Below are 13,402 nucleotides of genomic sequence, written 5' to 3' on the forward strand. Positions count from 1 at the left end.
TGACGTGACTGACTGAGATGGCCACCAACTCCGCCCTGATGGGCTTCGTCCACCGCCGCCGACGCGGTGCGGAGCTCTTCCTGCTGATCCTCGCGCTCATCGTGGGGATCGGTGCCTACGCCGCTGTCGGGCTGGGCATCGAGGGCGAGGTGCCCACCAACCTGATCGGGTACGGCGGCTGGCTGACCCTGCTCGTGGTCGCGGCCCACGTCGCGGTCCGGCTCGTGGCGCCGTACGCCGACCCGGTGCTCCTGCCGATCGTCGCGGCCCTCAACGGCCTGGGCCTGGCGGTCATCCACCGGCTCGACCTCGCCAAGGAGACGGGCCTGGCGACCCAGCAGCTGGTCTGGATGACCCTCGGGGTGATCCTCTTCGTCGGCACCCTCGTCGTGCTGCCCGACCACCGGCTGCTCGCCCGCTTCACCTACACCTCGGGGCTGACCGCGATCGGCCTGCTGGTCCTGCCGATGATCCCGGGCCTCGGCACCGAGATCAACGGCGCCAAGATCTGGATCTCGGTGGCGGGCTTCAGCTTCCAGCCGGGCGAGATCGCCAAGGTGCTGCTCGTCATCACCTTCGCCGGCTACCTCGTCGTGCACCGGGACGCGCTCGCGCTCGCTGGGCGCCGCGTGGTGTTCATCGACCTGCCCCGCGGCCGCGACCTCGGCCCGATCCTGATGATGTGGGTCGTCAGCCTCGGCATCCTCGTGCTGCAGCGCGACCTCGGCTCCAGCCTGCTGTTCTTCGGCCTGTTCCTCGTGATGCTCTACGTCGCGACCGAACGGCCGGGCTGGTTGGTCGTCGGCGGACTGCTCTTCTTCAGCGGCGCCGCGGTCGCGTTCCGGATCTTCTCCCACGTGCAGAACCGCGTCGACATCTGGCTCGACCCGTTCGCGGACCCCAACGGCAGCGGCTACCAGCTGGTCCAGGCGCTCTACGGCTTCGCCTGGGGCGGACTGATCGGCCGTGGCCTCGGCGAGGGCATGCCCGAGCGGGTGCCGTACGCCGAGTCCGACTTCATCCTCGCCGCCATCGGCGAGGAGCTCGGCCTGACCGCGGTCATCGCGATCCTGCTGCTCTACGGACTCGTCGTGGAGCGCGCCCTGCGTGCCGCGCTGATCTCGCGTGACGGCTTCGGCAAGCTCGTCGCGACCGGCCTCGGCGCGGTGTTCGCGCTGCAGATCTTCGTGGTCATCGGCGGCGTCACCCGCCTGATCCCGCTGACCGGCCTCACCACTCCCTTCCTGTCGTACGGCGGTTCTTCGCTGGTCGCGAACTGGGTGATCATCGCGATCCTGCTGCGCATCTCCGACCAGGCCCGGCGACCTCTGCCCGACCTCAAGGAGTCCGCGGAGGACCCCGACGAGCAGGCCACCCAGATCGTGAAGGTGGTTCCGTCATGACCGCCCAGCACCAGGCACAGAGGTCTCGAGACGGTCGCTGCGCGACCTCCTCGACCAACGAGGGAGCGGTGGTTGCGTCGTGAACAAGCCCATCCGCACCGTGTCGATCTTCTGCATGTTCCTGTTCCTCGCCCTGATGGCGAATGCGACGTACGTCCAGTTCTGGCGCGCCGAGGAGCTCAACACCGACCCGCGCAACGCCCGGGTCGCAGCAGCGGCGTTCAGTCGCGAGCGCGGCCTGATCCTCGTCGGCGAGGACCCGATCGCGCGCAGCGAGCCGGTGGACGACCGCTACAAGTACCTCCGTGTCTACCCCGGCAAGCAGCTCTACGCCCCCGTCACCGGCTACCTCCAGCTCGGCAGCCAGACCGGCATCGAGCGCAGCCAGAACAAGGTGCTGTCCGGTGAGGACCCGCGGCTGTTCGTGAACCGCCTGGTCGACCTGCTCAAGGGCGACACCAACCAGGGCGGCAACGTCTCGCTCACGCTCGACCCGGCTGCACAGAAGGCGGCGTTCCGGGCGCTGCGCGACACCGTCGGACCCGACGGCGAGGGCTCGGTCGTGGCGATCCAGCCGAAGACCGGTCGGATCCTCGCGATGGTGTCCTTCCCGTCGTACGACCCCAACGAGCTGGCCTCCCACGACCGCGAGACCCGCGAGAACGCCTACGACGAGCTCGACGGCAACGAGCACCAGCCGCTGCTCAACCGCGCCATCCAGACCCGGCTGTTCCCCGGCTCGACCTTCAAGGTCGTCACCGCGGCGGCTGCGATCGAGGAGGGCTTGTACGACGTCGACGACCAGGTCCCGTCCGGCTCCACCTGGCAGGCGCCCGGGACGACCGGCGAGCAGAACCTGATCGACAACGAGGGTCGTGGCGGCTGCAGCCCCGCAAAGATCTCCTTCGCCGCGGCCATGGAGAACTCCTGCAACACGGCCTTCGCGAAGATGGCCGTCGAGGTGGGCCCGGAGAAGCTGCGCGAGACCGCCGAGGCGTTCGGCTTCAACAGCGACTACCTGCTCGACCTGGGCCCGCAGGCCCGCTCGGTGTTCCCCGAGGAGGTCGTCGACACCATCGACGGCGTCGAGCAGGATCCCCGCGAGCTCAACGACGCGGAGACCGCACGGTCGGGCTTCGGCCAGTTCTCCGTGCAGTCCACCCCGCTGCAGATGGCGATGGTGGTCTCCGCGATCGCCAACCGGGGCGCCCTGATGCGCCCCTACCTCGTCGACGAGGTGCAGACCGCGAGCTTCGACGTGCTCGAGACGACCGAGCCCGAGAAGCTCCGCGACGCGATCTCCCCGCAGACCGCGGCCCAGCTCGCCGAGCTGCTCGTCTCCACCGTCGACAACGGCACCGCCTCGCCGGCGCGCATCGACGGCGTCAGCGTGGCCGGCAAGACCGGCACCGCCCAGCGCGGTGTCGACGGCAAGGCGCCCTACGGCTGGTTCGTGTCCTTCGCACCGGCACAGAACGCAGAGGTCGCCGTCGCCGTGATGATCCAGGAAGCACCGGGCAAGGAGATCGCCGGCGGCCAGCTGGGCGGCCCGATCGCAAAAGCAGTCATGGAAGCGGTGTTGAAGTGAACGCGCAGAGCCAGTACGCCGATCCGGCGGGTCGGTACCGCCTGGACTCCATGATCGCCACCGGCGGCATGGGGGTCGTGTGGCGTGCGACGGACACCCGCCTGAACCGCGAGGTCGCGGTCAAGGTCCTCAAGGCGGAGTACGCCGACGACCCGATGTTCCGCACCCGGTTCGAGCAGGAGGCCCGCAGTGCCGGCGCGCTGCACCACCCGGGGATCGCGGGCGTCTACGACTACGGCGCTGACGACGCGGGCCACCTCTCGCCGTACCTCGTCATGGAGCTGGTCGACGGCCAGCCGCTCTCCACCCTGCTCGCGACCGCCCGGACCAACGGTCGGACCCTGGACCCCGCCGTCGTGCAGGACCTGATCGCGCAGGCCGGCGAGGCGCTCGGCGTCGCGCACCGGGCCGGCATCGTGCACCGCGACGTGAAGCCCGCCAACCTGCTCGTCACCGCCGACCGCACGGTCAAGATCACCGACTTCGGCATCGCCCGCGCCGCTGACGCGGTCGCGCTCACCCGTACCGGCTCGGTGATGGGCACCCCGCAGTACCTCTCGCCCGAGCAGGCCCGCGGCAACCCCTCCACGCCGGCCTCGGACGTCTACTCCCTCGGCGTGGTCGCCTTCGAGTGCCTGACCGGGCGCCGCCCGTTCGAGGCGGAGACGCCCGTCGCGACGGCGCTGGCCCACCTCCAGCAGCCGATCCCGCCGCTGCCCGCCACCGTGCCCGTCGCGCTGGCCGCCGTGGTGACCCGCGCCCTGGCCAAGGAGCCGACCCAGCGCTACACGGACGGTTCGGCCTTCGCCGCAGCCTTCCGCGATCCCTACTCGAACCAGGCCGCACCGACCCCCACCCCGGCCCCGACCCCGGCCGAGGGCTCGACCCAGGTCCTGCCCGGCGTCGTCGCACCCGTGCCCGTGCCCGCCTCCTCCCCGATGCAGCGCCTGGACACGCCGTCGGCGTACCCGGGCGACGAGGAGAAGCAGCGCAGCGACCGATCGCCGTGGCCGATCGCCATCGCAGTGATCCTGCTGGTGATCGCCGCCGTCGTGGCCGCAGCGCTCGTGCTCGGCGGGGGCGAGGACGAGCCCGACGACACCGCGGCCTCCGAGACGCCCAGCGAGACGGCGACCGAGGAGAGCCCCAGCGAGGACACCACCGTCGAGGTCGACGCGGACGACTACGTCTGCCGCAGCGACGTCGACTACCGCACCGCGCGTGCCGAGCTCGACTCCCTCGGCCTGCAGGTCAGCATCCAGCCCAACGACGCGACCAACACCGGCGCCTGCCCCGAGGACTCGGTGGCGAGGATCTCCCCGTCCGGAACCCTCAACGAGGGCGACCGGGTGACGATCGTCTACTGGGGTGCGGTCGAGGAGCCCGAGCCGACGGAGCCCACCACTCCGACCGAACCCACTGAACCGACCGAACCGACCTCGGAGCCGACGGCGCCCACCACGGACCCGAGCGACATCCTCAGCGACCTTCCGGGAGGCGAGGAATGAGCACCCCTCCGAACACCCCCGGCGGCAACCCCGACCAGCCCCATCAGGTGGTCGTCGGCGGCCGCTACGAGCTCGCCGAGCTGCTCGGTCGCGGCGGCATGGCCGAGGTCCGCAAGGGCACCGACACCCGGCTCGGCCGCGTCGTCGCGGTCAAGCGCCTGCGCACCGACCTCGCCAGCGACGCGACCTTCCAGGCCCGTTTCCGTCGCGAGGCACAGTCCTCGGCCTCCCTGAACCACCCCGCGATCGTCTCCGTCTACGACACCGGCGAGGAGCGCACTCCGCAGCCCGGTGGCGGCGAGGAGGTCGTGCCCTACATCGTCATGGAGTACGTCGCCGGGCGCACCCTGCGCGACATCCTGCGCGAGGGCCGCAAGATCCTGCCCGAGCGGGCGCTGGAGATCACCAGCGGCGTGATGGCCGCCCTCGACTACAGCCACCGCGCGGGGATCATCCACCGCGACATCAAGCCCGGCAACGTCATGCTCACCCCCTCGGGTGACGTGAAGGTGATGGACTTCGGCATCGCCCGCGCGATCAGCGACGCCGCCTCCTCGATGACCCAGACCGCGGCCGTGGTCGGCACCGCCCAGTACCTCTCCCCGGAGCAGGCGCGCGGCGAGACCGTCGACTCCCGCTCCGACGTCTACTCCGCCGGCTGCCTGCTCTACGAGCTCCTGACCGGCCGACCGCCGTTCGTCGGCGACTCGCCCGTCGCCGTGGCCTACCAGCACGTGCGGGAGCCGGCCGTGCCGCCGTCGCAGCACGAGCACGACCTGACGCCCGACATCGACGCCATCGTGATGAAGGCGCTCGCCAAGCGGGTCGAGGACCGCTACCAGTCCGCCGCCCAGATGCGCGCCGACATCGAGCGCTACCTCGCCGGTCGCCCCGTCCAGGCCGTCGCACCCGCGACCGGCGCCACCGCGGTCGTCCCCGCCGTCGGAGATCCCGCACCCACCAACGAGACCGCCGTCCGGCGGCCCCCGCCGCCCGCCGAGGAGGACCGCCGCAGCCGGGTGGGGCTCTGGGTGCTGCTCGGTGTGCTGCTGGCCGCGATCCTGGCCACGGCGTACCTCGTCTGGCCGGTGCTCTTCGACGACTCCCCGACCGAGGTGAAGGTGCCCGCCGTGGTCGGCGAGGACGTCGACATCGCGCGCGACCTGATCGGCGACAAGGGTCTGGAGATCGACGACCGCGAGACCGAGTGCAGCGACGACTTCGCCGGCGGAACCGTCATCAAGCAGGACCCCGACGGAGACGACTACACCGACCCTGAGTCCACCGTCTTCCTCACCGTCTCCACCGGTCCGTGTGCCTTCCCGCTGCCGTCGGTCACCGACCAGCGCCGGGCGCCCGCGATCCGCGCGCTCGTCGAGGCCGGGATCGTGCGCGAGAACATCAAGGAGACCGAGTGCGACGCCGACGACCCCAAGGGGACCGTCGTGGAGCAGACGCCGCTCGCGGGCACCGCGGTCGACAAGGACATCGTCGTGACGCTCTGCGTCTCCGACGGCCCGACCGAGGTCCCGAACGTCGTCGGCAAGACCCAGGCGCAGGCGGAGAAGCTGATCAAGGACGCCGGGTTCGTCCCCGTCGTGCGCAATGCCGCGGCCGACGACGACAGCCAGCCCAAGGGCCGGATCACCGAGCAGCTCCCCGAGAGCACCGAGACGCTCAACCAGGGCGGCAACGTCATCATCTTCGTCTCCACGTACGAGGAGCCGCCGCCACCGGTCGACTCCGACGGTGACGGGCTCTCCGACGAGGACGAGGCCGGCGCCGGCACCGACCCGGCCAACCCGGACTCCGACGGCGACGGCATCAATGACGGCGCCGAGGTCACGGCCGGGACCGACCCGCTCAACCCGGCCGACCCGGGTCCGGGCAACCCCCGGCTGCTGCCGGGGCTGCTCCGCCAGGGCTGATCAGCGCAGGGGCTTGGCGTACTGCAGGTCCAGCAGGCCGTCGTACGCCGGCGCCTTGATCGACTGGTCGGTCTCCAGCGACCACCCGATCCCGATCAGCGTGTCGGCAGCGTCGGTGCGGTAGCCGCTGACCAGGCTGCTGGTGTCGAGCGAGCCGAGCAGCTCGTCCTCCATGCCGACGGCCTCGATCACGAACGGCTGGGAGTACGGCACGCCCTGGAGCTGGACGACCGGACCCTGGCACTTGATGCCGGTGGTGGAGATGACGCGCTGGCCGGCGATGGTCACCGCGCTCGCGCCTCCGGTCCAGAGGGCGTTGACGACCGCCTGGATGTCCTGCTGGTGCACGACGTAGCGGTTGAGGCTGATCCGGTCCTCGACCGGCAGGTCGCGGTTGCGCTCGATGGCCTCGTCGACGAGCTCGCTCGGCGCGTCCGACATGGTGATCCGCACGCCCGGTCCGCGACGCGGGGTCAGGCCGGCCGGGTCGCGCAGCTCGGCGACCTCCCCGCGAGCCTGGTTCACGCCGGTGTCGGAGACGTCCGCCCCGAGCCGGTCGACCTCGTCGGTGAGCGTGTTGAAGCGGTCCTCGACCTTGCGGTAGTCCGCCGCTTCACCCTCCACGAGGCCCGCGAGATCGGTGTAGCGACCGGGTCGGAGATCGGTGCCGTCGCTGTTCGCGGCCGACACGGCGAGCAGGCTGCCACTGAGCAGCGCGACCACCGGCGTGCCGATCCGCCACGCCAGCGACCGGCCGGACCGGTGGCCCGTCGGCGGCTCGGTGTGCGTACCCGTCATACTGACAGTGTCCACTACTGGTCGAAGAGTTCGAGGAGCCCTCACGTGGCCAAGTTGCCCCGCCTGTCGAAGAGCAAGGACGACGACGTCTTCGCCGACGCCGACCGCGGTCCTGTGGTGAGCCTGCGCTTCGCGATCGCGCTGCTCCTCATCCTCGGCGGCATCGCCTGGATCCTCTACTACTACTTCGGGATCCGGCCCACCGACGGCTTCGGCAGCCTGAACTCCGAGGGCAAGGTCCGCCAGCCGGGTGGCCCCTCGTTCTTCGCCGACCTCGAGGACAAGAACTACCTGATCGGCTTCATCGCGCTCTTCCTGGGCCTGGCCATCTCGGCCCACCCGAGCACGCCGCTCGGACGCGGCCGCGGCGTCGTCGTCGGCATGCTGGCCTGCTTCCTGGTGGGCCTGGTCTGGATCTGCATCTTCTACATCTTCCTGACGGGCAACGACCCCAAGGACATCCCGATCTTCAACGACCTGGGCCAGAAGAACCTGTTCGTGGGCATCGGCTTCATGGCCGTCGGCTTCACGTTCGCGACGCGCTGGGAGTAACCCTCCCGCGCGCTCCCGTCGTACGACGACGCCGGTGGACCTCGGTCCGCCGGCGTCGCGGCTTTTCCCACAGGTTTGTCCACACCTGGGGAGAACTACATGCGTGTGATTCATCCACAGCGGTGGATAACCCTGTGGAAACGCCGTCAACGGGGGGCGGTTCATCACGGTATGTAGGCCAGCTGGCGCTTCCCGCACGGAGTTCCGCCACAGAAGCGCGCACTCACCTACATACCGTGATGAAGCCGCGCACGCCGACGGGCCGGGGCGGCTGCGTCGTCAGGCCAGGACGGCGGTCCGCGCCACCGTGGCCAGCACCAGGACGACCGCCAGCGCGCTGAGCGCGGCGACCTGCAGCGTCGTACGGCGCGCACGGGGGGCGAACACGAGGGCGGCGGTGATCAGCGCACCACCGATCAGCCCACCGAAGTGGCCCTGCCAGGAGACGTTGGGCAACGTGAAGGTGAGCACCACGTTGATGCCGATCCACAGCAGCAGGCTCTGCACCTGACCGCCGACCTTGAGGCCGATCACGACCAGCGCGCCCATCAGGCCGAAGATCGCGCCGGAGGCGCCGAGGGTGGCGCCGAACTCGTAGGAGAGCCAGTAGACCGCGACCGAGCCGGCCAGGCCGGACAGGAGGTAGACGGCGAGGAAGCGCACGCGCCCCAGCACCATCTCGAGCTGGGGGCCGAGCACCCAGAGGGCGAGCATGTTGAAGCCGAGGTGCCACGGCTGGACGTGGGCGAACATGCTGGTGAACAGCTCCCACACGGCGCCATCGCTGACGCCGGGGAGCCAGGTCGCCGAGGCGCCGCCGTCGCAGGCGGCCTTGGTGGTCAGCAGGGCCCGGTCGCCGTCGACGCAGAGGCTGCGCGCGCGCAGCGCGAGCCAGTCGACGAGCCGGCTGGAGCTGCCGCCGGTCGCAGTGATCGCGATCCAGACCGCAGCGTTCATGACGATCAGCACGATCGAGGTGAGCGCCGGGTTCGCGGAGGGCTTGCCGCCGTACGCCGCCGTCGCCTGGCGCACGGACTTGCGGCCCTCGGCGACGCAGGAGGGGCACTGGAAGCCCACGGCCGCGTCGTTCATGCAGTCCGGGCAGATCGGACGTTCGCAGCGCTGGCAGCGGATCCAGGTCTCGCGGTCGGGGTGCCGATAACAGGTCGGCACCCCGACCGGAGGGTTGGTCATGGAGCCGGGTCAGCCCTTGATCTCGACGGAGTTGAACACGACCGGCTCGACCGGCTTGTCGTTGCGACCCGTCGGGACGGCAGCGATCGCGTCGACCACGTCGCGGCTGGCCTGGTCGGCGACCTCACCGAAGATGGTGTGCTTGAAGTTCAGCCAGGTGGTCGCGCCGACGGTGATGAAGAACTGCGAACCGTTGGTGCCCGGACCGGCGTTGGCCATCGCGAGCAGGTACGGCTTGTCGAAGACGAGCTCGGGGTGCGTCTCGTCCTTGAACGTGTAGCCCGGGCCGCCGGTGCCGGTGCCGAGGGGGCACCCGCCCTGGATCATGAAGCCGGGGATGATGCGGTGGAAACCGAGACCGTCGTAGAACGGGCCGGTGGCGCCGTTGCCGGCGTCGTACGCCTTCTCGCCGGTCGCGAGGCCGGTGAAGTTGGCCACCGTCTCGGGAGCGTGGTTCGGGAACAGGGTGACCGTGATGTCGCCCAGGTTGGTCTTCAGGACGGCCTGCTGGTCTGCCATGGAATTCCTCGTCTCTCGGGTGTCTCTGCGTCTCGCTCTGCCGACTCGTCGATGGCCGGCAACGCCTTCGATCCTACGGCGCTCGGCCAGCGCGCCACTTGGCCGCCTGCGCCATGCTGGACCCGAACCGACCAGCACAGGAGGACGCAGAATGAAGAAGCTCAGGAAGCTGTTGCTCGTCGGCGCGATCGGGGCCGTCGTGACCGTCGTCGCCAAGCGCCTGCAGGGTGGTGGCACCGAGCCGACCTGGCAGTCGGCCGACTCCCCGCGCTGAGCGGGATCAGCTGCGGGCGAGCTCCGGGTGATCGGCGCGCAGGCGCTCGACCACCCGGCGCTCGACCCAGAAGATCAGGCCGGGGACCAGGCCCGCGACCAGCATCAGGAAGAGCTGGGAGAACGGCCAGCGGGCCTTCTGTGCGAGCAGGAACGTCACCACGACGTAGATGATGTAGATCCAGCCGTGGATGAGCCAGATCGGCGTGAGGTCGTCACCGAGGCGCTGGAGGCTGGTGCCGTCCTCGAGCAGGTACTTCAGCACCGATCCGACGGTGCCGACGACGAGCAGGACGCCGACCACGAGGGCGAGCACGCGGTAGACGTTGAAGAGCTTGGTCACGACGTCGAGAGTACGACGTCGTCGTCGTCCGGCCCGGCGTCGGGCCCCGCGTCCGGGCGCTCCGAGGTGGCGTCGCGCACATGGCGCCACCAGATGAAGGCGGCGAAGGCCGCGAACACCCACCACTCGATCGCATAGAGGATGTTGCGCAGTCCGGTGAACCGGCTCGCAGGCGGCAGCTGGTCGAGGGTCGCCGCGACCACTCCGGCGTCCGCGTCGGTGGCCAGCGCGTCCTGCGCGACCACGTAGGCGCCGTACATGTCCTGCCCGGCGGTGAGGAGCTGGACCAGGTCCGCGACACGCAGGGCGGGGACGATCCGGTCGCTGGTGTCCTCGTCCGGGGTGCTGGCGGACTCGGTCGGCTGGAGCCAGCCGAGGACGTCGACCTCACCTGCGGGCGGGGCCGGCAGGTCCGCGACCCCCGTGCCGTCCACGACCCAGCCGCGCACGACCGGGACCGCAGGGTCACCGGAGCCGCCGACGCTGAGCGGGGTGACGAGCCAGAACCCGTCGTCGCCGTCCGCGCCCGCGCGCCCGGAGACCAGGACGGTGCCTTCGTCGAGGAAGGTGCCGCGGACCTCGACCGGTCGGCCGAGTCCCGCGGTAGGGAACGGGTCGTCAGGCCCGAGGACCTCGGTGATCGGAACCGGCTCGGCCTCGGTCAGGTCGACCCGCTCGGCGGCACGGCGTTCCTGCCAGGCGTCGTACTGCCACAGGCCCATCCCCGTCGCGATCGCGACGCACACCAGCGCGAGGAGGTGCGCTCCCCACAACCGCACACTCCACCATCGCACCACCCCTGCAGCCTACGAGTCGCCCCCACCTCACCCGCCTCCGGGGAGAACCTTCCTCGGTCCGCCTGCGACAGTCCCGTCTGGCCGCCTGCGGTAGTCCCGGGTCAAAAGCACCGGACACGCCGTGGTTCAGGTGCTTTTGACCCGGGACTATCGGAAACAACTGGTCTGACCACTTGACCACTTGCCGTACGGCGTCTAGCGTCACGACCATGGCACTGCGACCCGTGACCCGCCGCTCCGTGGCCGACCAGGTGTTCGACCAGGTCCTCGACGACGTCCTCGACGGCGAGCTCGCCGTCGGGGCACCGCTCCCCAGCGAGCGGCGCCTGGCGGAGGTGCTCGGCATCTCGCGGCCCGCCGTGCGCGAGGCACTCCAGCGGATCGCGCAGACCGGGCTGGTCGAGGTGCGGCACGGCGGCGCCACGACCGTGCGCGACTTCCGCCGCTCGGCCGGTCTCGACCTGCTGCCGCGGCTCCTGGTCCGCGGCGGACGGCTCGACGCGACCATCGCCCGCAGCGTGATCGAGGCGCGCGCCGAGGTCGGGCCCGGCATCGCGGCACTCGCCGCGGAGCGGGGCGGGCCCGCCCTCGCCGTCGCCCTCGACGCGGTGATCGAGGAGCTGGTCACCACCACCGATGCCGTGCGCTGGCAGGAGCTGGCCCTCGACTACTGGGACCTGCTCGTCGACGGCGCCGACTCCCTCGTCTTCCGGCTGATGTTCAACAGCCTGCGCACCGCGTACGAGCCGGCGCTCCCCGTGCTCGGAGCGGTCCTGGCGGCCGAGGTCGGCCAGGTCGAGCCCTACCGAATGCTGGCCGCGGCGATCCGCGCCGGCGACGCCGCCACGTCCCGCGCCGCCGCCGCCCGCGTGCTCACCCCGACCGCTGAAGCCCTGCTGGGTGCGTTCGAGGCGATGGGCGAGCAGGCATGAGCCCCCGGGAGGCGCACGCGTTGCGCAAGCTGGAGGCGGACGAGGCGCGGCTGGACGGGAAGCTGGACGGCAAGCTGGACGGCAAGCTGGACGGCAAGCTGGACGGGAAGTACGTCGGCGACCGGGCCGCACGACGTACCAACCAGAGCCTGCGGGAGGTCTTCGCCGAGTTCTGGCACCACCCGAGCCCGTACCTGCTCGCCACCTGTCTCCTCGCCGCCGTCACCGGCCGGGTCCTCGCCGGACCGGGCTCCTGGTGGGAGCTGCTCGTCCCGCTCGGGCTGGTCGCGGTGCTGCCGGTCGTGGAGTGGCTCGTCCACGTGTTCATCCTCCACTGGCGTCCGCGTCGCGTCGCCGGACTGACCCTCGACCCGCTGCTGGCCCGCAAGCACCGGGCGCACCACGCCAGTCCGCGCGAGATCCCGCTGGTGTTCATCCCCTGGCAGGCCCAGCTGTGGCTGGCGTCCGCGTGGACCGGGCTCGCCTGGCTCGTGACGCCCTCCACGACGGCGATGTTCACGCTGCTGGTGACGATCTACACGATCAAGTCGGGCTACGAGTGGACCCACTACCTGCTGCACAGCGACTACCGGCCGAAGTCGGCGTACTACCGCGCGATCTGGCGCAACCACCGCCTGCACCACTACAAGAGCGAGCACTACTGGTTCACGGTCACCTCGGCGGGTACGGCGGACCGGGTGTTCGGCACCGCGCCGGACCCGGCCAGCGTGCCGACGTCCCCGACCGTACGACGCCTGCACGACCTCGATCTCTGAGACCATCGACCCCGTGCGCATCCACCACCTGAACTGCGCGACCATGCGGCCGCCCCTGTCCCCGCCGATGGTCGCCCACGTCCTGCTCCTCGAACGTGCCGACGGGCTGGTCCTGGTCGACACCGGATTCGGCACCGGCGACCTGGCCGAGAAGAAGCGGCTCGGCCGTCCGTTCCTCGCCGCGGTCCGCCCGGTCCTCGACCCGGCCGAGACCGCGCTGGCGCAGGTGAGGGCGCTCGGCCTGGATCCTGCCGACGTCACCGACATCGCGCTGACCCACCTCGACCTCGACCACGCAGGCGGGATCGGCGACTTTCCGAACGCTCGGATCCACGTGCACGCCACTGAGTACGACGCCGCGCTGCACCCGTCGATGCGGGAGAAGGCGCGCTACGTCCAGGGCCAGTGGGCGCACGGCCCGCGCTGGGAGCAGCACCGCGAGGGTGGCGACGACTGGTTCGGCTTCGCTTCGGCCAAGGCGATCGGCGACGACGTCGTCATCGTGCCGTTGCACGGTCACACCCGCGGCCACTCGGGCGTCGCCGTACGACGTGCCGACGGCGGCTGGCTCCTCCACGCCGGGGACGCGTTCTTCGGCGGCGGTCAGGTCGACCAGCCCCCGACCTGCCCGGCCTCGCTCGTCGCCTTCCAGCGCCTGATGGCGGTCGACAACAGGGCCCGGGTGAGCAATCTCGAGCGCCTGCAGGAGCTCGCGGGCACCCACGGTGACGAGGTCACGGTGTTCTGCGCCCACGACAAGGCGCAGTACGACGCACTGCGGGGCTGATCCC

The 13,402-nt window shown here is 70.8% G+C and carries 14 protein-coding genes; 9 read left to right on the forward strand and 5 right to left on the reverse strand.

All coding sequences use genetic code 11. The features are described from left to right. Positions 1 to 17 precede the first annotated feature (17 nt). From ASE01_RS16440 to pknB, 4 genes are all read left to right on the forward strand, one after another. Positions 18 to 1,403, forward strand: a complete 1,386-nt coding sequence (locus ASE01_RS16440; RefSeq protein WP_056754311.1) for an FtsW/RodA/SpoVE family cell cycle protein — start codon at positions 18 to 20, stop codon at positions 1,401 to 1,403. Positions 1,404 to 1,482: 79 nt separating this feature from the next. Further along, positions 1,483 to 2,991 (forward strand): peptidoglycan D,D-transpeptidase FtsI family protein, encoded by a 1,509-nt coding sequence (locus ASE01_RS16445; protein WP_056754314.1) that lies wholly within the window; start codon positions 1,483 to 1,485, stop codon positions 2,989 to 2,991. Further along, positions 2,988 to 4,499, forward strand: coding sequence for a serine/threonine-protein kinase (locus ASE01_RS16450; RefSeq protein WP_157537408.1), 1,512 nt, complete (start codon positions 2,988 to 2,990; stop codon positions 4,497 to 4,499). Before ASE01_RS16445 ends, ASE01_RS16450 begins: the two co-directional genes overlap by 4 nt. After that, on the forward strand, positions 4,496 to 6,427 hold the full coding sequence (gene pknB, locus ASE01_RS16455; RefSeq protein ID WP_056754317.1) for a Stk1 family PASTA domain-containing Ser/Thr kinase: 1,932 nt from the start codon (positions 4,496 to 4,498) through the stop codon (positions 6,425 to 6,427). The genes ASE01_RS16450 and pknB overlap by 4 nt, the downstream gene beginning before the upstream one ends. Here the strand turns inward: pknB and ASE01_RS16460 are convergent, their stop codons facing one another. Beyond that, entirely contained in the window at positions 6,428 to 7,225 is a 798-nt protein-coding gene (locus tag ASE01_RS16460) for a DUF881 domain-containing protein (RefSeq protein ID WP_082606113.1), read from the reverse strand. A gap of 45 nt (positions 7,226 to 7,270) precedes the next feature. On the opposite strand from ASE01_RS16460, the gene ASE01_RS16465 reads away from it, so the two are divergent. Next, on the forward strand, positions 7,271 to 7,777 hold the full coding sequence (locus ASE01_RS16465; protein WP_056754320.1) for a cell division protein CrgA: 507 nt from the start codon (positions 7,271 to 7,273) through the stop codon (positions 7,775 to 7,777). Positions 7,778 to 8,056: 279 nt separating this feature from the next. Here the strand turns inward: ASE01_RS16465 and ASE01_RS16470 are convergent, their stop codons facing one another. Continuing rightward, positions 8,057 to 8,971: a rhomboid family intramembrane serine protease gene (locus ASE01_RS16470; RefSeq protein ID WP_056754322.1), complete on the reverse strand. Its 915-nt coding sequence runs from the start codon at positions 8,969 to 8,971 to the stop codon at positions 8,057 to 8,059. A gap of 9 nt (positions 8,972 to 8,980) precedes the next feature. Then, positions 8,981 to 9,490: a peptidylprolyl isomerase gene (locus ASE01_RS16475; protein WP_056754324.1), complete on the reverse strand. Its 510-nt coding sequence runs from the start codon at positions 9,488 to 9,490 to the stop codon at positions 8,981 to 8,983. A gap of 151 nt (positions 9,491 to 9,641) precedes the next feature. On the opposite strand from ASE01_RS16475, the gene ASE01_RS25435 reads away from it, so the two are divergent. After that, the gene (locus tag ASE01_RS25435; RefSeq protein ID WP_268789077.1) at positions 9,642 to 9,764 is read left to right on the forward strand and encodes a hypothetical protein; all 123 of its coding nucleotides are present in this window, start codon (positions 9,642 to 9,644) and stop codon (positions 9,762 to 9,764) included. A 6-nt stretch (positions 9,765 to 9,770) separates the two neighbouring features. On the opposite strand, the gene ASE01_RS16480 is transcribed toward ASE01_RS25435, so the two are convergent. Then, a complete protein-coding gene (locus ASE01_RS16480) occupies positions 9,771 to 10,106 on the reverse strand; it encodes a DUF3817 domain-containing protein (RefSeq protein WP_056754326.1) in 336 nt (111 codons plus the stop codon). Beyond that, positions 10,103 to 10,900, reverse strand: coding sequence for an SURF1 family protein (locus ASE01_RS16485; protein WP_157537410.1), 798 nt, complete (start codon positions 10,898 to 10,900; stop codon positions 10,103 to 10,105). Before ASE01_RS16485 ends, ASE01_RS16480 begins: the two co-directional genes overlap by 4 nt. A gap of 212 nt (positions 10,901 to 11,112) precedes the next feature. Here ASE01_RS16485 and ASE01_RS16490 point away from each other — a divergent pair, with 212 nt between their 5' ends. The 3 genes from ASE01_RS16490 to ASE01_RS16500 are packed head-to-tail and all read left to right on the forward strand — an operon-like array spanning position 11,113 to position 13,398. After that, entirely contained in the window at positions 11,113 to 11,835 is a 723-nt protein-coding gene (locus ASE01_RS16490; protein ID WP_056754332.1) for a FadR/GntR family transcriptional regulator, read from the forward strand. Next, positions 11,832 to 12,611, forward strand: coding sequence for a sterol desaturase family protein (locus ASE01_RS16495; protein ID WP_082606114.1), 780 nt, complete (start codon positions 11,832 to 11,834; stop codon positions 12,609 to 12,611). Before ASE01_RS16490 ends, ASE01_RS16495 begins: the two co-directional genes overlap by 4 nt. Positions 12,612 to 12,624: 13 nt before the next feature. Further along, positions 12,625 to 13,398, forward strand: a complete 774-nt coding sequence (locus ASE01_RS16500) for an MBL fold metallo-hydrolase (protein WP_056754335.1) — start codon at positions 12,625 to 12,627, stop codon at positions 13,396 to 13,398. Positions 13,399 to 13,402 lie beyond the last annotated feature (4 nt).

Source organism: Nocardioides sp. Root190 (assembly GCF_001428565.1).
Classification (GTDB): Bacteria; Actinomycetota; Actinomycetes; order Propionibacteriales; family Nocardioidaceae; genus Nocardioides.

Excerpts from the sequence above, each read along its gene's own strand:
- ASE01_RS16440 (WP_056754311.1), top strand. The coding sequence starts at position 18 with ATGGCCACCAACTCCGCCCTGATGGGCTTCGTCCACCGCCGCCGACGC.
- pknB (WP_056754317.1), top strand. The coding sequence starts at position 4,496 with ATGAGCACCCCTCCGAACACCCCCGGCGGCAACCCCGACCAGCCCCAT.
- ASE01_RS16460 (WP_082606113.1), bottom strand. The coding sequence starts at position 7,225 with ATGACGGGTACGCACACCGAGCCGCCGACGGGCCACCGGTCCGGCCGG.
- ASE01_RS16470 (WP_056754322.1), bottom strand. The coding sequence starts at position 8,971 with ATGACCAACCCTCCGGTCGGGGTGCCGACCTGTTATCGGCACCCCGAC.
- ASE01_RS16475 (WP_056754324.1), bottom strand. The coding sequence starts at position 9,490 with ATGGCAGACCAGCAGGCCGTCCTGAAGACCAACCTGGGCGACATCACG.
- ASE01_RS25435 (WP_268789077.1), top strand. The coding sequence starts at position 9,642 with ATGAAGAAGCTCAGGAAGCTGTTGCTCGTCGGCGCGATCGGGGCCGTC.
- ASE01_RS16490 (WP_056754332.1), top strand. The coding sequence starts at position 11,113 with ATGGCACTGCGACCCGTGACCCGCCGCTCCGTGGCCGACCAGGTGTTC.
- ASE01_RS16495 (WP_082606114.1), top strand. The coding sequence starts at position 11,832 with ATGAGCCCCCGGGAGGCGCACGCGTTGCGCAAGCTGGAGGCGGACGAG.